This is a genomic window from Bacillus vallismortis (assembly GCF_004116955.1).
In the GTDB taxonomy this organism is placed as follows: domain Bacteria; phylum Bacillota; class Bacilli; order Bacillales; family Bacillaceae; genus Bacillus; species Bacillus vallismortis.
The window spans coordinates 2529500-2547500 of sequence record NZ_CP026362.1 but is presented as its reverse complement, the minus strand read 5'-3'; the positions used below and the strand labels follow the sequence as shown (position 1 = coordinate 2547500).

19 protein-coding genes, 5 tRNA genes and 1 riboswitch (1 of these 25 only partly in view) are annotated in these 18001 nt (G+C 43.7%); of the genes, 19 read left to right on the top strand and 5 right to left on the bottom strand.

Going from position 1 to position 18001, the window contains the following annotated elements:
- From BV11031_RS13720 to BV11031_RS13705, 4 genes are all read left to right on the top strand, one after another.
- A tRNA-Gly gene (locus BV11031_RS13720) sits at nt 1–16 on the top strand; it begins 59 nt to the left of the window's first position.
- A gap of 5 nt (nt 17–21) precedes the next feature.
- Nucleotides 22–92: transfer RNA gene (locus BV11031_RS13715), tRNA-Cys, on the top strand.
- A 7-nt stretch (nt 93–99) separates the two neighbouring features.
- A tRNA-Leu gene (locus BV11031_RS13710) sits at nt 100–188 on the top strand.
- 292 nt (nt 189–480) lie between these two features.
- A tRNA-Leu gene (locus tag BV11031_RS13705) sits at nt 481–562 on the top strand.
- A gap of 87 nt (nt 563–649) precedes the next feature.
- On the opposite strand, the gene BV11031_RS13700 is transcribed toward BV11031_RS13705, so the two are convergent.
- Nucleotides 650–1426 (bottom strand): sporulation control protein Spo0M, encoded by a 777-nt coding sequence (locus BV11031_RS13700; RefSeq protein WP_010327725.1) that lies wholly within the window; start codon nt 1424–1426, stop codon nt 650–652.
- 139 nt (nt 1427–1565) lie between these two features.
- Here BV11031_RS13700 and BV11031_RS13695 point away from each other — a divergent pair, with 139 nt between their 5' ends.
- The 3 genes from BV11031_RS13695 to thiC all read left to right on the top strand — a co-directional run bounded on the left by BV11031_RS13695 (nt 1566) and on the right by thiC (nt 4819).
- Nucleotides 1566–1769: a hypothetical protein gene (locus BV11031_RS13695; protein WP_026014409.1), complete on the top strand. Its 204-nt coding sequence runs from the start codon at nt 1566–1568 to the stop codon at nt 1767–1769.
- Nucleotides 1770–2045: 276 nt separating this feature from the next.
- Nucleotides 2046–2738: a Type 1 glutamine amidotransferase-like domain-containing protein gene (locus BV11031_RS13690; RefSeq protein ID WP_010327727.1), complete on the top strand. Its 693-nt coding sequence runs from the start codon at nt 2046–2048 to the stop codon at nt 2736–2738.
- Nucleotides 2739–2807: 69 nt separating this feature from the next.
- Nucleotides 2808–2915, top strand: a riboswitch (TPP riboswitch).
- 131 nt (nt 2916–3046) lie between these two features.
- Nucleotides 3047–4819, top strand: coding sequence for a phosphomethylpyrimidine synthase ThiC (thiC, locus tag BV11031_RS13685; protein WP_010327728.1), 1773 nt, complete (start codon nt 3047–3049; stop codon nt 4817–4819).
- A gap of 179 nt (nt 4820–4998) precedes the next feature.
- Here the strand turns inward: thiC and katA are convergent, their stop codons facing one another.
- On the bottom strand, nt 4999–6441 hold the full coding sequence (gene katA / locus BV11031_RS13680; protein WP_010327729.1) for a catalase KatA: 1443 nt from the start codon (nt 6439–6441) through the stop codon (nt 4999–5001).
- A 329-nt stretch (nt 6442–6770) separates the two neighbouring features.
- Between katA and BV11031_RS13675 the strand changes: the two genes are divergently transcribed.
- Nucleotides 6771–7307 (top strand): hypothetical protein, encoded by a 537-nt coding sequence (locus tag BV11031_RS13675; protein WP_041952518.1) that lies wholly within the window; start codon nt 6771–6773, stop codon nt 7305–7307.
- Between the two features lie 117 nt (nt 7308–7424).
- Nucleotides 7425–7694, top strand: coding sequence for a 30S ribosomal protein S14 (rpsN, locus tag BV11031_RS13670; RefSeq protein WP_010327731.1), 270 nt, complete (start codon nt 7425–7427; stop codon nt 7692–7694).
- A gap of 17 nt (nt 7695–7711) precedes the next feature.
- Here rpsN and BV11031_RS13665 read toward each other — a convergent pair whose 3' ends face one another.
- The gene (locus tag BV11031_RS13665; RefSeq protein WP_010327732.1) at nt 7712–8185 is read right to left on the bottom strand and encodes a hypothetical protein; all 474 of its coding nucleotides are present in this window, start codon (nt 8183–8185) and stop codon (nt 7712–7714) included.
- A 1-nt stretch (nt 8186) separates the two neighbouring features.
- A complete protein-coding gene (locus tag BV11031_RS13660) occupies nt 8187–8387 on the bottom strand; it encodes a helix-turn-helix transcriptional regulator (protein WP_010327733.1) in 201 nt (66 codons plus the stop codon).
- 193 nt (nt 8388–8580) lie between these two features.
- On the opposite strand from BV11031_RS13660, the gene BV11031_RS13655 reads away from it, so the two are divergent.
- Nucleotides 8581–8654 (top strand) — tRNA-Gly (locus BV11031_RS13655).
- Nucleotides 8655–8744: 90 nt separating this feature from the next.
- Here the strand turns inward: BV11031_RS13655 and BV11031_RS13650 are convergent.
- Complete coding sequence (locus BV11031_RS13650; protein ID WP_010327734.1) at nt 8745–9368, bottom strand: B3/B4 domain-containing protein; 624 nt, start codon at nt 9366–9368, stop codon at nt 8745–8747.
- A gap of 82 nt (nt 9369–9450) precedes the next feature.
- Between BV11031_RS13650 and queG the strand changes: the two genes are divergently transcribed.
- The 9 genes from queG (at nt 9451) to BV11031_RS13610 (ending at nt 17996) form a co-directional block, all read left to right on the top strand.
- Nucleotides 9451–10611, top strand: a complete 1161-nt coding sequence (queG, locus tag BV11031_RS13645) for a tRNA epoxyqueuosine(34) reductase QueG (RefSeq protein ID WP_010327735.1) — start codon at nt 9451–9453, stop codon at nt 10609–10611.
- Between the two features lie 72 nt (nt 10612–10683).
- Complete coding sequence (locus tag BV11031_RS13640) at nt 10684–11613, top strand: amidase domain-containing protein (RefSeq protein WP_082246265.1); 930 nt, start codon at nt 10684–10686, stop codon at nt 11611–11613.
- A 37-nt stretch (nt 11614–11650) separates the two neighbouring features.
- Nucleotides 11651–12133: a tRNA (uridine(34)/cytosine(34)/5-carboxymethylaminomethyluridine(34)-2'-O)-methyltransferase TrmL gene (trmL, locus tag BV11031_RS13635; protein WP_082022477.1), complete on the top strand. Its 483-nt coding sequence runs from the start codon at nt 11651–11653 to the stop codon at nt 12131–12133.
- A gap of 95 nt (nt 12134–12228) precedes the next feature.
- Nucleotides 12229–12870, top strand: coding sequence for a YhbD family protein (locus BV11031_RS13630; protein ID WP_026014411.1), 642 nt, complete (start codon nt 12229–12231; stop codon nt 12868–12870).
- A complete protein-coding gene (locus BV11031_RS13625) occupies nt 12861–13574 on the top strand; it encodes a polymer-forming cytoskeletal protein (RefSeq protein ID WP_010327739.1) in 714 nt (237 codons plus the stop codon). The genes BV11031_RS13630 and BV11031_RS13625 overlap by 10 nt, the downstream gene beginning before the upstream one ends.
- 44 nt (nt 13575–13618) lie before the next feature.
- Nucleotides 13619–13744 carry a hypothetical protein gene (locus BV11031_RS23185; protein WP_268523342.1) on the top strand — a complete coding sequence of 42 codons (126 nt, stop codon included), beginning with the start codon at nt 13619–13621 and terminating at the stop codon, nt 13742–13744.
- Nucleotides 13745–14124: 380 nt separating this feature from the next.
- Nucleotides 14125–16020, top strand: coding sequence for a serine/threonine protein kinase PrkA (gene prkA, locus BV11031_RS13620; RefSeq protein WP_010327741.1), 1896 nt, complete (start codon nt 14125–14127; stop codon nt 16018–16020).
- 179 nt (nt 16021–16199) lie between these two features.
- Nucleotides 16200–17378: a sporulation protein YhbH gene (gene yhbH / locus BV11031_RS13615; protein ID WP_010327742.1), complete on the top strand. Its 1179-nt coding sequence runs from the start codon at nt 16200–16202 to the stop codon at nt 17376–17378.
- 159 nt (nt 17379–17537) lie between these two features.
- The gene (locus BV11031_RS13610; protein WP_010327743.1) at nt 17538–17996 is read left to right on the top strand and encodes a MarR family transcriptional regulator; all 459 of its coding nucleotides are present in this window, start codon (nt 17538–17540) and stop codon (nt 17994–17996) included.
- Nucleotides 17997–18001: the final 5 nt, after the last annotated feature.

Genomic DNA, 18001 nt, shown 5'->3' with positions numbered 1-18001 from the left:
CCCGTCTTCCGCTCCAATTATGGCGGCATAGCCAAGTGGTAAGGCAGAGGTCTGCAAAACCTTTATCCCCGGTTCGAATCCGGGTGTCGCCTTTCTTTTGCCGGGGTGGTGGAATTGGCAGACACACAGGACTTAAAATCCTGCGGTAGGTGACTACCGTGCCGGTTCAAGTCCGGCCCTCGGCACCAATTTTACTTACATGATAAGTTGAATTGGTGTTTGTGTTCTATATTGATAACTAATCATATTAATGATCTACACAAGTAGATCATTTTTTTATTGCTTTGATTTCATTTATCATTAGCAACTAAGTTCCGGTAAATGATCATAAAGCTGCTTGGGTCTTTGAACCTTTATATTTAGCTAAGCCCTAAATACTTTTTTATTTTATATTTCCAAAAAAACTTTTTTGAAATACGTTGACACTTTATATAATCCATGATATATTTATATTCGTCGGTTGGATACGACGTAAAACTTGCCGGTGTGGCGGAATTGGCAGACGCGCACGACTCAAAATCGTGTTCCTTCTGGAGTGTCGGTTCGACCCCGACCACCGGTATACTGAAAACCCGTTTCTATTTAAGAAACGGGTTTTTTTATTTGATCTAAGAAAGGAGCCAAGCTTATTTGAGCTCCTTTCTCTAATTTATTCAGCGTATTGGTCTATGATCTCTTTTAACACCTCTTCAAGACCTTCTACATCTTCAAGCTCTGATTGGCTGAAGCGGACGCGTACGAGCTGTTCTCCGTCATTGTACATCTCTTTCAGCCACCCTCGCAGTCCTCTTGCTCTGCGGTCGACTTCGAAAATAATGTCTAAACCGTTTTCGTCTAAAAGGAAAATAAGCTCTAACTCATCAAGCATCTGACGATAGTAACCTGATGTTGGAACGAACTCAAATTCTTGAACAAATGGAAGTCTGCGCTGGAAGTAAGGCGCTTGTTCGCAGTCTGCTTCATGAAGGCGGAAGCCAAGGTTTTTGATTGCTTCCAGTACATTTTCAATCCAAGGGTGTGCCTCAACGAAAATGCGGTCATGGTCGGATTTATCGATACCACCTTCGATATCAAGGTCTGTCACCACGGCGACTTCTACTTTTCCTACAGTAATCGGGGTATCAAGTGGAAGAATGAATGAGAACGGAAATTGATGCTCTTCTCCAGGCTGAATGGTGAATGAACCAGTGACCCGGAAAGAATGAATTGTAGCGTATTTTCGATGCTCTTCATCATCTTTTACAATGACGTACCGTGTATTAAGCTGTACGTCAATAAAGCGGATGTCCTGAGCGATTTTTCCGCCTTTGACATGAACAGTTCCCCGTACTTTTTCTCCTGGATAATAGGCGTCTTGCTCTAAAATTGTATCTACTTTTGCAGCACCGATTCCGGCACTTGCTGCAAGCTTCTTGAAAAATGACATGTTAGATCTTCCCCTTTTTCTTTTTCTCAACAGATATACGTAAGAAGAAGGAAAAAAGATTCGTTTGATTCATACTTTTTTCCTATTATTTGTCCTGCCTAGGGACAGACTAAGAATAATATTGAAAGCAAAGGAGCGGATTGGAATGAACAAAGAAAGTATGGTTGCTGATGAATTACACAGAATGTTTTTGGCCGGTGAGCTGCAAATCACGGTAGAAGAGGATATAAACCATATTTCCGAAAGGCTGAGAAACGGCGATCTCAGTTTAGATCGATTAAGCGGTGAAGATGTGTTTATCAAAGAAACGGTAAATGAGGCTTTACGAAGAGTGGAGCAATAAAAGGGAGAGGCGGGATCTGAAAGATGAGGTCCCGTCTTTTTTGTGATACAGATATATTTTTATCTAGAACTGTAACGAATTGATCGTGCAGCGCTGTTCTAAGGTTAGGGATTGCGTTTTCTAAATGTGACTGAAATTAAAAATTGGGCTGAGACCTCGTTCAAAGGCTTTATCTCCCCGTTCTTCAGAAGATTTATTTTCTAGGTCGTCCTGGGTAAGAAAATATGTAGCCTTGTCATGCCATAATGAATAACAAGTTTTGTCGGGGGTGGGATGATGAAACAGATTATTGCGATGGGCGGCGGGGGTTTTTCGATGGAACCGGACAATTTGTCTCTCGATCAATATATCATCAATCAAACGAAACGGAAGTCACCTCGCATTTGTTTTTTGCCGACGGCGAGCGGTGATTCACAAAACTATGTCCAGCGGTTTTATCATGCATTTCAAACAATGGACTGTGTACCGTCTCATTTATCCTTATGTAAGCCGCTGTCAACAGATATACTTTCTTTTGTTATGGAACAGGACGTGATCTATGTTGGCGGGGGAAATACGCGGAATATGCTTGTGCTATGGAAGGAGTGGGGGTTGGATCTTATTCTCAGAGAGGCGTGGAAGAGCGGTGTGGTTTTAGCTGGATTAAGTGCCGGTGCGATGTGCTGGTTTGAAGAAGGGGTGACGGATTCAGCCGGGCCGCTGACAAGTATGAAAAGTTTAGGCTTTTTGCATGGAAGCTTTTGTCCTCATTATGACAGTGAGAAGGAGCGGCGGCCGATATTCCATCAGCTGATATGTAATGGTTTCTTGGGTGATGGTTATGCGGCGGATGATGGAGCGGCTCTCCATTTTATAAATGATCAGCTGTTTCAGACAGTGAGCTCAAGGCCGGGTGCAAAGGCATATCGGGTGACGGTGGTTGAACATGAAATCTTTGAAACCCGGCTGCCGGTAAAATATCTGGGGTGAATTAGCTGAATATGATCTATATTTCTCTTTTTTTTCGGGTTGGTTTTATGTTAAGATGAGTGCGAAATTAATAGTTACTGGGGGTGCCCGTTTTCGGGCTGAGAGAGAAGGTAAGCTTCTTAACCCTTTGGACCTGATCTGGTTCGTACCAGCGTGGGGAAGTAGAGAAATTGTTTTTATTATTGCCGTCCTGGGCGATAATATGTTTCTTTCTGACTGTAACCGGGTTCATTCTTTGAATCCGGTTTTTTGTGCTGGTAATGAGCTTGATTTTGTCCTTTCAAACGAAGAGAGGGGAAGGATCAGTGATGCAAAACGATTCAGTGCAGCAAGCCAACATTTCGATTATGTCGAGTTTTTCAGGGAGCAAGAAAGTATACGTGGAGGGTTCCTCTGCGGACATCCAAGTGCCAATGAGGGAAATTGCCTTAAGTCCGACGACAGGAGCGTTCGGCGAAGAAGAAAACGCGCCTGTTCGTGTCTATGATACAAGCGGACCGTATACGGACCCTGAGGTGGCCATTCATATTCAAGAAGGATTAAGGCCGCTTCGCCAAAAATGGATCACGGAGCGCGGCGATGTTGAAGAATATGAAGGACGGGATGTCAAACCAGAAGATAACGGTTATAAAAAAGCAAATCCAAACGTAAGCTACCCGGGACTAAAGCGGAAACCGCTGCGGGCGAAAGCGGGCCAAAACGTCACGCAAATGCACTATGCCAAAAAAGGAATCATTACACCTGAGATGGAGTTTATCGCAATCCGCGAGCATGTGTCTCCCGAATTTGTCAGAGATGAGGTAGCAAGCGGCCGGGCGATCATTCCTTCAAATATTAATCATCCTGAGAGTGAACCGATGATTATCGGCCGGAATTTTCATGTGAAGATTAATGCGAATATTGGGAATTCGGCGGTTACGTCATCCATTGAAGAAGAAGTGGAAAAAATGACGTGGGCTATCCGCTGGGGAGCGGATACGATGATGGATCTATCTACCGGAAAAGATATTCATACGACGCGTGAATGGATTATCCGCAATTGCCCTGTGCCTGTAGGGGCGGTTCCAATTTATCAGGCGCTTGAAAAAGTAAACGGCGTAGCGGAGGATCTAACGTGGGAGATTTATCGTGACACGCTGATCGAGCAGGCTGAACAGGGAGTGGATTATTTTACGATCCACGCGGGTGTTTTGTTGCGGTATGTGCCATTAACAGCCAAACGGACGACGGGAATCGTATCACGCGGGGGAGCGATTATGGCACAATGGTGTCTGGCTCATCATCAGGAAAGCTTTCTCTATACCCATTTTGAAGAGATCTGTGAGATTATGAAAACGTATGACATTGCTTTTTCTCTGGGAGACGGGCTTCGACCCGGATCAATCGCTGACGCCAATGATGAAGCGCAGTTTGCTGAATTAGAGACACTTGGGGAGCTGACGCAAATTGCCTGGAAGCATGATGTTCAGGTGATGATTGAGGGACCTGGGCATGTGCCGATGCATAAAATCAAAGAGAACGTCGATAAACAAATGGACATCTGCAAAGAAGCGCCTTTTTACACCTTGGGGCCGCTGACAACAGATATAGCGCCGGGCTATGACCATATTACTTCAGCGATCGGAGCGGCAATGATCGGCTGGTATGGGACAGCAATGCTTTGTTATGTAACGCCGAAGGAGCATTTGGGGCTGCCAAACCGTGATGATGTTCGTGAAGGAGTCATTACATATAAAATTGCTGCGCACGCCGCAGACCTTGCAAAAGGGCATCCCGGAGCGCAAATACGTGATGACGCTTTATCGAAAGCCCGCTTTGAATTTCGCTGGCGAGACCAGTTTCATCTATCTCTTGATCCGGAAAGAGCGCTTGAATACCATGATGAGACCTTGCCGGCAGAAGGAGCGAAAACCGCTCATTTCTGTTCAATGTGCGGACCGAAGTTTTGCAGCATGAGAATTTCTCAGGATATCCGTGACTATGCGAAGGACAAAGAGCTGAGCGAATGGGATGCTATTGAAGAGGGGATGAAAGAAAAAGCCGAAGAATTTGTAAATCAAGGCAGCCAGCTTTACAAATAAAAGATTGACTGCGAACGTATTCCAGCCTCTTTGGGCACCGAAGGCTCTTATCTTTTAGATAAGGGCTTTTTTGTTTGAAAGCAAACGATAGAGTGTGATCCCTCACATGGAGGACATACGAAGTGCGCAAATAAAAAACCCGCTATGTACAGCGGGTTTTTGCAATTCTATTAATAATTTTATTTAATTTTCAATCCAAGGCCTTCAGCCACGCGTGTTCCGTATTCAGGATCCGCTTTGTAGAAATGCTCGATTTGGCGAAGTTTGATTTCTTCAATTTCTACCGGCTTCATGGCGTTAACTATATTTTCAACAAGGCGGGCACGCTCATCCTCGCTCATTAAACGGTAGAGGTCACCGGCTTGTGTGTAGTGATCGTTGTGATCATAGCTTACGCTGTCAGCGATTCCTTCTACCGGATATGCTGCTTGTTTATCCTCCGGTGACTCTTTCGGACCGCCGAAGCTGTTTGGCTCGTAATATACAGATCCGCCGCCGTTATTGTCAAAGCGCATTTGTCCGTCACGCTGATAATTGTTCACTTCGTTGCGTGCGCGGTTAATTGGCAGTGCTTGATGGTTTGCACCGACACGGTAGCGGTGTGCATCATGATAAGCAAACAGCCGGCCTTGAAGCATTTTATCAGGAGAAACATCAATGCCAGGCACGAGTGTTCCAGGCGAGAATGTCGCTTGTTCTACTTCTGCAAAGTAGTTTTCAGGATTTCTGTCGAGAACCATACGTCCGACCTCGATTAATGGATAGTCTTTTTGAGACCAAACTTTTGTAACATCAAACGGGTCAAAGCGATACGTATTGGCATCTTCTAAAGGCATGATTTGCACATATAGTTTCCATGCAGGGAAATCTCCATTTTCGATCGCATTGAAAAGATCTTCTGTATGGTAATCAGGGTTTTCACCGGCAATTTTTGCCGCAGTATTGACGTCAAGGTTTTTCACGCCTTGTTCTGTTTTAAAGTGATATTTAATCCACACGCCTTCGCCTTCGGCATTTGTCCATTTGAATGTATGGCTTCCGAAGCCATGCATGTGGCGAAGTGTCGCAGGAATACCGCGGTCAGACATCAGGATTGTCACTTGATGCAGTGATTCTGGTGAAAGTGACCAGAAATCCCAAACCGCTGTAGGGTTTTTTAAGTGTGTTTTTGGATCTCTTTTTTGTGTATGGATGAAATCAGGGAACTTAATCGCATCGCGGATGAAGAATACAGGTGTATTGTTCCCGACGATGTCGTAGTTTCCTTCTTCAGTATAAAATTTAACCGCAAATCCGCGCGGGTCGCGAACTGTATCAGCCGAGCCAAGTTCACCGGCAACGGTTGAGAAACGAATGAAGAGCGGTGTGCGTTTGCCGACCTCAGAAAGGAAAGCGGCCTTTGTGTATTTTGTGACATCATTTGTCACTTCAAAATATCCGTGAGCGCCTGCTCCTTTGGCATGTACAACACGTTCAGGAACACGTTCTCTGTTGAAATGGGCCAATTTTTCAAGTAAATGTACATCTTGGATTAAAGTTGGTCCGCGAGAACCGGCAGTCATTGAATTTTGGTTATCTCCAACCGGAGCGCCCCAGCTAGTTGTCAGTTTGTTTGAGCTCATGTAATCACCTCTTGGAATTTATAAAAACATAATATCATCTCCAATAAAAAAGTCAATATTATTTTATAATTATTATAAAATAAATATATCTATTAAGCGATATCTAGTATTAAAAATGCCGATAAACCATTGTCATATCAACCTTTAAGGGAGAATGAAAAAAATTATAGGATTGATTTCTTCTTCTCTATTTGCGAAACAAGCAGAGTTAGTGATAAATAAGTTGCGGTTTTAGGAAAGCACAGCCTCTAAACATGGTATGCTATGTAAAGAAGGGAGCGGTTTTTCTGAAAACATTGATTAGCGCAACAATCATTTGCCTGCTCGCTATGCTGTCGGCATGCGAAGATACAAAACAAATGGAAATCAAAGAGGCGGATATGTCAGATCTCGAAAAAAACAGAATGGATGTTGCAGCCTCACAAACATTTACTGCCGAGGTTGCAAATATCAGCAATAGCATTTCTGGAGCCGAAATGTATATAGAGCATTATCAAAACGGAAAGCTTGCTGAGACCATTGGACCGGTAAGTGAAGACTACTCTGAGGAAAAACCCGATTCATTACAATTTGTTTACTTTGAGAATGAGGAGGGAGAAGGAAAGAATAAATTGACCACCGTTCATTTTGGGATTGTGGATAAACAAGGGAATATTGCGGCTGCTTCGTCGTTTCGGCGTGATGGCAGCACGGTACAGGAGATGACTCAGAATATTTCATCGGCTCAGCCGATTTCTTTTGAAAAACCTGTATTGATCGGCAGCAGTATAAAAGATTCCAAAGAAACCATGAGTACCTCTGACCATAAAAAAGACTTAATTAAATATCAAGATGCCTTGCTTTATTATGTCAAATTGCACGATTAAACACGGACGGCTTTTGGCCGTCTGTTTTGTAAAACAGTGTGCTTGCTTTTTTTGAATCATGCATGGTATATTTTAAATCGTAACGATTTCGATTTGCTTAATGGAGGAGGCTATATCTTGGCAAAAAAATCTAAAGTGGCAAAAGAGTTAAAACGCCAGCAGCTTGTTGAACAATACGCGGCTATAAGACGCGAGCTGAAAGAAAAAGGAGATTACGAGGCACTCAGCAAGCTGCCGAGAGATTCAGCACCGGGGAGGCTCCACAATCGCTGCATGGTAACGGGGCGCCCGAGAGGATATATGAGAAAGTTTAAAATGTCCAGAATCGCTTTCAGGGAGCTGGCCCATAAAGGCCAGATTCCCGGTGTGAAAAAATCGAGCTGGTAAGAAGAAGCTCCGGCCCATTACAGCGAGCCGGAGTTTTTTTCGTTTTTCTTGAAAGAGATGACATAGGATAGGTGCTGGATAATCATGATGATGAACACAATTATAATAGGGAAAAACGGAATACGTGATTGAAAAAGCGGATAAAAAATGAGAAGAACTGCTGCGGCAGGAAGCGAGAAGTAGACGGCGATATAGGATGCGCGGCATGCTTTTGCCGTCATCATCTGTTCTCTTTCATCCTGCTCTTCAAATTCATCAGGCAGAAGAAGCTGCTTTCTGGCAGGGCGGCTTTTCTTATGCAAGTACAAATAAACCGAAGCCGCCGCAACAAACAGAATAAAGGGAGTGAGGTTTAATTCAAACACCATTTCACCGCTCTTTGTACGGGAAAAGGCTGCTATGCCTTCCGAGGCTTTAAAGTATGATATCAACGTCCAGCATGCAAGGGCAAATAATACAAGTTGAAAAGCTGCTTTTGTTTTCATGCTCATCTTAGTTTTCCTCCTCTAACCAAAAGATATCCTCCATTTTCATGGAGAAGGCTTTACAGATTTTCAGTGCTAACAGCAGTGAGGGGACATAGTCGCCTTTTTCGATAGCCGCCACCGTTTGTCTTGTGACGCCGACTGTTTCTCCGAGTTTTTCCTGAGAATATCCCAACCGTGCCCTCAGCTCTTTTACTTTATTTTTCATCATGACGTCTGTCCCCTTCACAATCTCATTTGGTTATATTGTATAGTATACTTAACATTTTGTAAATGTGACTTAACATCTTTACAAAAAGAAGACATTTTTTCGACAAAATTTTTATATTCCCTTGACGAAAAAACAATAAACATGTAATATAAAAAAAGTCAGAGCGATACTGTTGCTGACAATCAAAAATGCGGGTGTAGTTTAGTGGTAAAACCTCAGCCTTCCAAGCTGATGTCGTGAGTTCGATTCTCATCACCCGCTCCATACATACGTTATTAACGCAGTGTTTCGTTTCTTAGATAAACGAGGTATTGCGTTTTTTTATGTAAAAAAGAACACTATCACTGTGTTCTTTTACGTAAGCCAATGTACTGTATGGGCACCGCCGTGAATTTGTTCAAACATTTTTGTTAATGATGATAAGAGTTTAACAGCGCTGCTTTTTTCAATGGAAGGCGGGAAAAAGATGATTTGCAGCATGTTCTTGGTCTCGTTAGTAACGGGAAAGCGATTGACGCTGTTTTTAAAATCGCCGAATATGCCGTTTTCATCAGAGAAATGCAGGATGTTTTCTTTTTCTCCCAATGAGATTCGGACTTGCTCATGAAGCTTGCCGGCATCATAAATCATAATGGGCAGAGAATATTTTAATGCGAAAAAATCGGTGGTGTCATGGGCTGAATCCTTGCTTTCTTTGAATTGTTCTTTAGATATTGGGATCAGCATGTCCTCCATTGGTGTTGTTTCTCCCTCAAATGCAGGGGTCAGCTTTTTAAAGAGTTCCTGCCATTCCTTGACGAAGGGGGCATCAGATATTCCGCCGTCCGCATAATCGAAAAACAGGGATTCTTGAAATAGGCGAAGCCTGCCTTTCAGCATTTGCGGTGAGGAGCCGACCTCGATATTCTCATAAATTACAGCTGCCGCATGTAAGCCGGCCGCACGTTCAGTAATAACAGAATCTAGTTTAATATTCACAAGCATTCACTCCAGATACGGGATATCAACCTATTATAAACGCTGTATCGTTTTATCACAAAGAAAGGAGGCTGTGCAAAACATGAACGTTTATCAGCTCAAAGAAGAATTGATTGAATATGCGAAAAGCATTGGCGTGGACAAGATTGGTTTTACGACCGCTGATACATTTGACAGTTTAAAAGACCGTTTGATTCTTCAAGAATCACTAGGCTATCTCTCCGGCTTTGAAGAGCCAGATATCGAGAAAAGGGTGACGCCGACGCTGCTTTTGCCGAAAGCGAAATCAATTGTGGCGATAGCCCTCGCATATCCTTCCAGAATGAAGGATGCGCCGAGAAGCACGAGAACGGAGCGCAGAGGCATTTTTTGCAGAGCTTCCTGGGGCAAAGACTATCACGATGTGCTGAGGGAAAAACTTGATCAGCTCGAGGAATTCTTGAGAAGCAAGCATGAGGATATCAGAACGAAGTCAATGGTCGATACTGGCGAATTATCTGATCGGGCCGTTGCAGAGCGGGCCGGCATCGGATTCAGTGCGAAAAACTGTATGATCACAACGCCTGAGTATGGCTCTTATGTATATTTGGCAGAAATGATTACCAATATACCTTTTGAGCCTGATGTGCCGATTGAAGATATGTGCGGATCCTGCACGAAATGTCTGGACGCCTGCCCGACGGGGGCACTGGTAAATCCGGGACAGCTGAATGCGCAGCGCTGCATCTCGTTTCTGACCCAGACGAAAGGATTTTTGCCTGATGAATTCCGGACAAAGATTGGAAATCGTCTGTACGGGTGCGATACGTGCCAAACGGTGTGTCCTCTTAATAAAGGGAAGGATTTTCATCTTCATCCGGAAATGGAGCCTGACCCTGAGATTGCCAAGCCGTTATTGAAGCCGCTTTTAACCATCAGCAACCGGGAATTTAAAGAGAAATTCGGGCATGTCTCGGGTTCTTGGCGAGGGAAGAAACCGATACAGCGAAACGCCATCCTCGCTCTTGCCCATTTTAAAGATGAGTCCGCGCTGCCTGAATTGACGGATTTGATGCATAAGGACCCGCGTCCTGTGATCAGAGGAACAGCTGCATGGGCGATCGGGAAAATCGGAGACCGCGCATACGCGGAAGAGCTTGAAAAAGCGCTGGAAAAAGAGAAGGATGAAGAGGCGAAGCTGGAAATTGAAAAAGGAATTGGATTGCTAAACGCTTCGGGCATGACTAAACAAGGCTTGTCCTGACATACCTATAGAACAGAAGGAAAAAAACACTTGAGATGAGATGCATCCAAGTGTTTTTTCTCTACAAAAAGTATGGCGGGTGGGGTGAGCTTGAAGCACATTTTAGAACAATTGGCAGAGGAGCGGCTGAGCTATCTGGTTAACGGGTATGCGATGAGACAGGAGTCTGAAGTCGGGGACCTTGAAGTCATGGAGCGGAAGAAGAAGCTTCTGGAAAAACGTAAAGTTGACATCGTAAAAGCGAAAGCGAAGGCCGTCATTGGCAATACGCGGGTTGAGGATGACGGAACGACCTGCCTTACGTATACCATCCATTATGAATACGTGTATAAGGAGCAGGACGACAGCTTGTATATGGAAGAGCACATAGAGGAGCGGATGGCTTTCCTTTATGATCATATTTTGATTCGTGATCAGGAAATTGCGAAAAAGCCGGCTGGATTTCATGAAGGGACCAGTATTATTGACTATTCTCAAGAGGAAAGGGAAGCGTTTGGCAGGGCCTTTCAATACGATCGTCTCGGTGCTGTGCAATATGCCGAGAAACATTGGAACAAGCGCAACCCGGCTTATAAAAATTTCAGCGATAACTGTACGAATTTTATTTCTCAATGTCTTCATGCGGGAGGTGCGCCGATGCGCGGCCATCCGAACAGAGGATCAGGCTGGTGGATGAAACAAAGCTCTTGGAGCTACAGCTGGACGGTAGCTCATTCTATGAAAATGTATTTGTCGAATTCAAAGGCCGGCCTGCGTGCGGTGCGGGTGAAATCAGCGGAAGAACTGATGCCGGGTGATGTGATTTGCTATGACTTTGAAGGAGACGGCCGGTTTAATCATACAACGATTGTCGTGGCGAAGGACAAAGGCAATATGCCGCTTGTTAACGCCCAGTCCTATGACAGCAGAATGAGGTATTGGTCATACGAGGATTCTACGGCATACACGCCATCCATCCGATATACGTTTTTTCATATCATTGATGATACGACAAAAGAGTAATTAATGATATAATGGTGGGCGGATAAGAAAAACAGAGGTGAACATTGTGGCATTACATGTCGTTTTATATCAACCAGAAATTCCCGCCAATACAGGGAATATTGCACGTACTTGTGCAGCAACCAATACAACGCTCCACCTGATTCGTCCGCTCGGCTTTTCAACGGACGATAAAATGCTGAAGCGTGCCGGGCTCGATTATTGGGAGTTTGTTAACGTTGTGTATCATGATTCGTTAGAGGAATTGTTTGAGGCATATCAAAAAGGCCAGTTTTTCTTTATTACGAAATTTGGCGAGCAGCCTCATACATCGTTTGATTACACTGATCTTGACGAGGATTATTTCTTCGTGTTCGGAAGAGAAACAAGCGGTTTGCCAAAGGAGTTAATCCAAAATAACATGGACCGCTGCCTGCGTCTTCCGATGACAGAGCACGTGAGATCGTTAAACCTGTCCAACACCGCGGCCATTCTTGTTTATGAAGCGCTGCGCCAGCAAAATTACCGTGACTTGAAGTAGTAGTAAATCCGCTCATGATGATGGGCGGAATTTTTTTTGGGCTTAACAACGTAACATTGTTATGTTACAATGAGTACACAAAAGGAGCTGGACTTATGGAAGAACAATTAATCTCTAAAAAAGAATTACTTGAAATAACATCGATTTCCTACGGTCAGCTGTATCGGTGGAAGCGCAAAAACTTAATTCCTGAGGATTGGTTTATTCGCAAATCCACATTTACAGGGCAAGAGACGTTTTTTCCGAGGGAGGATATTTTACAGCGTATTTCAATGATTCAAAAGATGAAGGAAAATTTGTCACTGGATGAAATGAGGGAAATGCTGTCGCCAAAAATAAACGATATCAGCATGACCGCTGATGAATTGCTGCATAAAGGTTTGATTTCAAAGCCTGTTCTTGAAGTCTTTTCTGAAAGCAGAGAAGGTATGGTTTTTTCTTCCCGCGAACTGCTTTCGTTGTATGTGCTTGAAGGGCTGCTGCAGTCCGGGAATGTCAGCCTGGCAGAAGCCAAAATGGCCGCAGAGGTGTTAAAGCAGCATGATACTGAAGAGATCAAGAAACAGACAGAGCTGATTGTGCTGCGGAAGCTTGGTGTCACAACTTGTTTTATAGCGGCTGCGGCCGACAGCATTCTGTTTGAGTCATCTGTCAAGGTTGTGGAACGGGTAGATTTAGCTAAGGCGTCAGAGGAATTAAAAACAACATATATGCAGGAGGGCCATCAATGGATGTAATGGAAAAGCTCGTGATAAACGGATCAGGAAGTTCAAAGGGAGGAACGTTTCAATCAGTTGAGATTAACGGCAGCGGCACTGTGGCCGGGGACGTGGAGTGTGAGACTTTTTCTTTTCATGGAACCGGAAAAGCTGACGGCAGTGTAAAGGCGAAAGCGATAACCATCAACGGCTCAGGAAAGATACAGGGAGATGTTGACACAGAATCTATTCGAATAAACGGAACAGGTTTTATTGAAGGAGAGGTATCCGCAAAACAATTGAAAATCGCTGGATCATCAACATTCGGAGGCACAGTCAAGGCTGACGGTATTGTCATTAGCGGAAAAACGGTCATGGAAGCGGATTGTGAAACGGAAACCTTTCTATCGGAAGGGAAATGCAACATCAGCGGGCTCTTAAATGCTGACCAAGTGAAGATTAAGCTTTCTGCCGGGGAAAGTGATGTGCGTGAAATTGGCTGCCGCCATCTTCAAGTGACTGGCAGAAAAGGTATGCTTACCTTGCTCAGACTGTTGCCGCAGCCTGTTTTAACGGCTGAACTGATTGAAGGTGACGTCATAGAGCTGGCAAATACAAAGGCGAAAACCGTGCGGGGAAATAAAGTGATAATTGGTCCGGATTGCCAGATTGAAACAGTCGAATACAGCGGGGACTATTCTTGTGATCCGAGCGCATCGGTAAAAACATGCACGAAGATATGAGGAGGACCGTTAAGGGGAAACAAAACAGGGGCATTTAAAATGGCATGGCGCCGAACACGATGCAGGCGGCTTATACCGCCATGTCAAAATCAAAGGTGAAGGGCTGTCTGCTGCGGGATGCACCATCGAAACAATCGAGTGCCATTAACACATGCAAACGTGATGATTAGTCCGAGGTTGCAGAAAACACTCAAGTATAAAACATTGTTATGTTACGCAAAAAGGGTGCCCTTGTCAGGAGCACCCTTTTTTATTCTTTCCCCGGCTTGCTTTCGTATCCTGCGGTAAAAATTGATACTAAAAAAGTGACAATGACACCCATCATGATGATTGTTTTCACCGTCTCTCCCCCTCTTCAATTTTTCCGTGATGCCCGAGTCTGGATGATTCTGTTATTTTCTTTATTATGAACGGTCACAGTCTGCCTTGTCAACGCCCGTGTAAGGATCTTTATTTTAAGAAACCAAAGCATGTATCACGGGATGGCGGCATAGATTGTATCAAAGTACCTTATTTGCATAGTGCAACAAACATGATGGAGGAGGTCCTTATGGATATATTAAAGAAAATTGAACAGTACAGAGAGGAAGAGCAGCGGCTGAAATGGGAAGGAACATTCGCCGATTATTTGCAGATTATAAAAGAAAATCCAATGGTCGCGCAATCTGCTCATTCTCGTGTTTTTAATATGATAAAAGACAGCGGGATAGAGGAGGTTGACGGACGGAAGAAGTACAGCTTTTTTGACCGCGAGCTGTTTGGGCTTGAGGAATCACTTGAGCGTCTTGTGGAAGAGTATTTTCATCCAGCCGCGAAACGGCTTGATGTCAGAAAGCGGATCCTATTGCTGATGGGACCTGTGAGCGGCGGTAAATCAACGCTGGTCACGATGCTTAAAAAAGGTCTCGAAGCGTACACCCTGACGGATAATGGGGCTGTCTATGCGATTAAAGGCTGCCCGATGCACGAGGATCCTTTGCATTTAATCCCCCATCATTTGCGTGATGACTTTTACAGAGAATACGGCATTAGAATAGAAGGAAGTCTATCTCCATTAAATGTCATGAGACTGGAGGAAGAATACGGAGGAAGAATTGAGGATGTGAAGGTTGAGCGCATCTTTTTTTCAGAAGATAAACGTACGGGAATTGGAACATTCAGCCCGTCTGATCCGAAATCTCAGGATATTGCCGATTTGACGGGAAGTATAGATTTCTCAACCATTGCCGAGTATGGTTCAGAATCGGATCCGCGCGCTTACCGGTTTGACGGAGAGCTGAATAAAGCGAACCGCGGGATGATGGAGTTTCAGGAAATGCTGAAATGTGATGAGAAATTTCTTTGGCATTTGCTTTCATTGACACAGGAAGGGAATTTTAAAGCCGGGCGATTTGCGTTAATTTCTGCTGATGAGCTGATCGTAGCTCACACGAATGAAACGGAATATCGCTCATTTATTTCTAATAAGAAGAATGAAGCTCTGCACTCAAGAATCATTGTGATGCCGGTTCCTTATAATTTGAAAGTGTCTGAGGAAGAGAGAATTTATGAAAAAATGATCGCGGAAAGCGATGTGTCGGATGTTCATATTGCCCCGCATACGCTGAAGGTCGCTGCGATGTTCTCGATTCTCACCCGATTAAAAGAACCGAAACGATCAGATATTGATCTGGTCAAGAAAATGAGACTGTATGATGGAGAAAGTGTAGAAGGCTATAATTCTGTCGACGTTGAGGATATGAAAAAAGAATATCATGATGAAGGCATGAGCGGCATTGATCCGCGGTACGTGATCAACCGGATTTCTTCAACCATTATCAGAAAAAATATGGAATCGATTAATTCACTTGATGTTCTCCGTTCCTTAAAAGAAGGTCTTGATCAGCATCCTTCCATTTCGAGTGAGGACAGGGAGAGGTTTTTGAATTTTATTTCTGCCGCCCGCAAGGAATATGACGACATTGCGAAAAAGGAAGTTCAAAAAGCGTTTGTATATTCATATGAAGAATCAGCAAAAACGCTTATGGACAATTACCTTGATAACGTAGAGGCCTACTGCAATAAAAACAAGCTGCGCGATCCTTTGACGGGAGAAGAAATGAACCCTGACGAAAAGCTGATGAGATCTATCGAAGAGCAGATCGGCATTTCGGAAAACGCCAAAAAAGCGTTTCGCGAAGAAATCTTAATCCGCATCTCGGCCTATGCGAGAAAAGGAAAGCGGTTTGATTACAATTCTCATGAAAGACTGCGTGAAGCCATTCAGAAAAAGTTGTTTGCTGATCTGAAGGATGTTGTTAAAATTACGACTTCAACCAAAACGCCGGATGAGCAGCAGCTGAAAAAGGTAAATGAAGTCGTGGCCCGTTTAATTGATGAGCACGGCTACAACTCGACGAGCGCCAATGAACTGCTGAAATATGTCGGCAGCCTGCTGAACCGATAAGCAACGTGACCCGTCCGAATAGGGCGGGTTATTTTGTCCCATTTTCTAAATAGTTTGTCAATGAACTGTGTTTGAGTGCATATGATGAATATAAATCTTTTCGAAAGACTTGTTTCATAATCTGAAACAAGCAGGAATACGTATGTATCACGACCACAAATGGGTAAGGAGGGGGATTCATGTCCCAAAATGACAGCGGCCATTTTTTGATTTCTGAGGAAAACTGGTCCCTCCATCGCAAAGGTTTTGACGACCAGCAGCGCCACCAGAAAAAAGTGCAGGAAGCGATTAAAAACAATCTTCCTGACCTCGTGACTGAAGAAAGCATTATTATGTCCAACGGAAAAGATGTAGTGAAGATCCCAATCCGTTCACTGGATGAGTATAAAATCCGTTATAACTATGATAAAAATAAACATGTGGGGCAAGGAGAAGGCGACAGCCAGGTTGGGGATGTTGTGGCCCGGGATGGGTCAGACAAAAAACAGGGACCCGGAAAAGGGCAGGGCGCCGGTGACCAGGCAGGCGAGGATTATTATGAAGCAGAAGTTTCATTAATGGATTTAGAAGAAGCGCTTTTTAAGCAACTAGAGCTTCCGAATCTCCAGCAAAAAGAGCGGGACAATATCATTCATACAGATATTGAATTTAATGATATCCGTAAAACAGGGCTAACCGGTAATATTGATAAGAAAAGAACGATGATGTCAGCTTTTAAACGAAACGCGATGTCAGGGAAGCCATCGTTCTATCCGATTTACCCGGAGGATCTGAAGTATAAGACGTGGAATGACATAACAAAGCCCGAGTCAAAAGCTGTCGTCTTAGCGATGATGGATACAAGCGGCAGTATGGGTGTTTGGGAAAAATACATGGCCAGAAGCTTCTTTTTCTGGATGACCCGTTTTTTGCGGACGAAGTATGAGACTGTAGAAATTGAATTTATTGCCCATCATACAGAAGCAAAAGTCGTGTCGGAGGAGGACTTCTTCTCAAAGGGAGAAAGCGGCGGCACAATCTGTTCTTCCGTCTACCGAAAATCGCTTGAGCTGATTAATGAAAAGTACGATCCCGCCCGCTATAATATTTACCCGTTTCATTTTTCTGACGGTGACAACCTCACATCTGATAACGCGCGCTGTGTGAAATTGGTCAATGATATTATGAAGAAAGCAAATCTTTTCTGCTACGGAGAGGTCAATCAGTACAACAGGCATTCAACGTTAATGTCTGCCTACAAAAATGTGAAAGACGATAAATTTAAGTACTATATTTTAAAACAGAAGTCTGATGTGTTTCAGGCATTGAAGAACTTTTTCAAAAATGAAGAGCCTGGTGTAAGCCGCCAATTTTCGTAATGAAAAGCCCATTTCAGGGCTTTTTTTAATTTAATAAAAGTAAGAAAGCGGTTGCGAAAAAAATACGAGAAGAAAAGAAATTTTTCCTTTGACAAATCTCCTTTCATTTATTAATATTTTATCTTGTGAACTATTATTGAGGAATGAGGTGAAAACGAGTTGACTGAATCAGAACGTGCTTTGCTCACTTTTGAACAGCTCTTCGATACGTCTCGGGCGATTTATAAGAAACAGAAGAAGATATTGGAGATTGTGCTTGAGCCTTTTGATATTACAGTCCTTCAATACTTGCTGATGTTTAAAATTCATCAAAGCGGAAGCACCCCGCTAAGCAAGCTGGCGGTGTCGCTTGATCTTAAACCTGCTTCAGTGACGCGGATGACAGATATTTTATATAAGCGCCGATTGATGAATCGATTTGACAGTCCGGATGACCGTCGTATCGTCATGATTCAGTTAACCGAAGAGGGGGAAGAACTGATAGAAAAAGCCGCTGTACAATATGCAAAAATGGGCGCGGGTTTGTACCAAAAGCTTGATACATCCCAGCTTCAATATTTGCGTAAGCTTGCCGGAAGCTTAACGATGCTTGCTGAAGGCTGTTCAGAAAAGCGGTAATGAAA

Coding starts and splice junctions, on each gene's coding strand:
- katA (WP_010327729.1), bottom strand. CDS start 6,441: ATGAGCTCAAACAAACTGACAACTAGCTGGGGCGCTCCGGTTGGAGAT.
- BV11031_RS13630 (WP_026014411.1), top strand. CDS start 12,229: ATGGAAGAACAATTAATCTCTAAAAAAGAATTACTTGAAATAACATCG.
- prkA (WP_010327741.1), top strand. CDS start 14,125: ATGGATATATTAAAGAAAATTGAACAGTACAGAGAGGAAGAGCAGCGG.
- BV11031_RS23185 (WP_268523342.1), top strand. CDS start 13,619: ATGGCGCCGAACACGATGCAGGCGGCTTATACCGCCATGTCAAAATCA.
- BV11031_RS13660 (WP_010327733.1), bottom strand. CDS start 8,387: ATGAAAAATAAAGTAAAAGAGCTGAGGGCACGGTTGGGATATTCTCAG.
- yhbH (WP_010327742.1), top strand. CDS start 16,200: ATGTCCCAAAATGACAGCGGCCATTTTTTGATTTCTGAGGAAAACTGG.
- BV11031_RS13690 (WP_010327727.1), top strand. CDS start 2,046: ATGAAACAGATTATTGCGATGGGCGGCGGGGGTTTTTCGATGGAACCG.
- BV11031_RS13625 (WP_010327739.1), top strand. CDS start 12,861: ATGGATGTAATGGAAAAGCTCGTGATAAACGGATCAGGAAGTTCAAAG.
- BV11031_RS13665 (WP_010327732.1), bottom strand. CDS start 8,185: ATGAGCATGAAAACAAAAGCAGCTTTTCAACTTGTATTATTTGCCCTT.
- BV11031_RS13640 (WP_082246265.1), top strand. CDS start 10,684: ATGGCGGGTGGGGTGAGCTTGAAGCACATTTTAGAACAATTGGCAGAG.
- thiC (WP_010327728.1), top strand. CDS start 3,047: ATGCAAAACGATTCAGTGCAGCAAGCCAACATTTCGATTATGTCGAGT.
- queG (WP_010327735.1), top strand. CDS start 9,451: ATGAACGTTTATCAGCTCAAAGAAGAATTGATTGAATATGCGAAAAGC.
- BV11031_RS13675 (WP_041952518.1), top strand. CDS start 6,771: ATGCTGTCGGCATGCGAAGATACAAAACAAATGGAAATCAAAGAGGCG.
- BV11031_RS13700 (WP_010327725.1), bottom strand. CDS start 1,426: ATGTCATTTTTCAAGAAGCTTGCAGCAAGTGCCGGAATCGGTGCTGCA.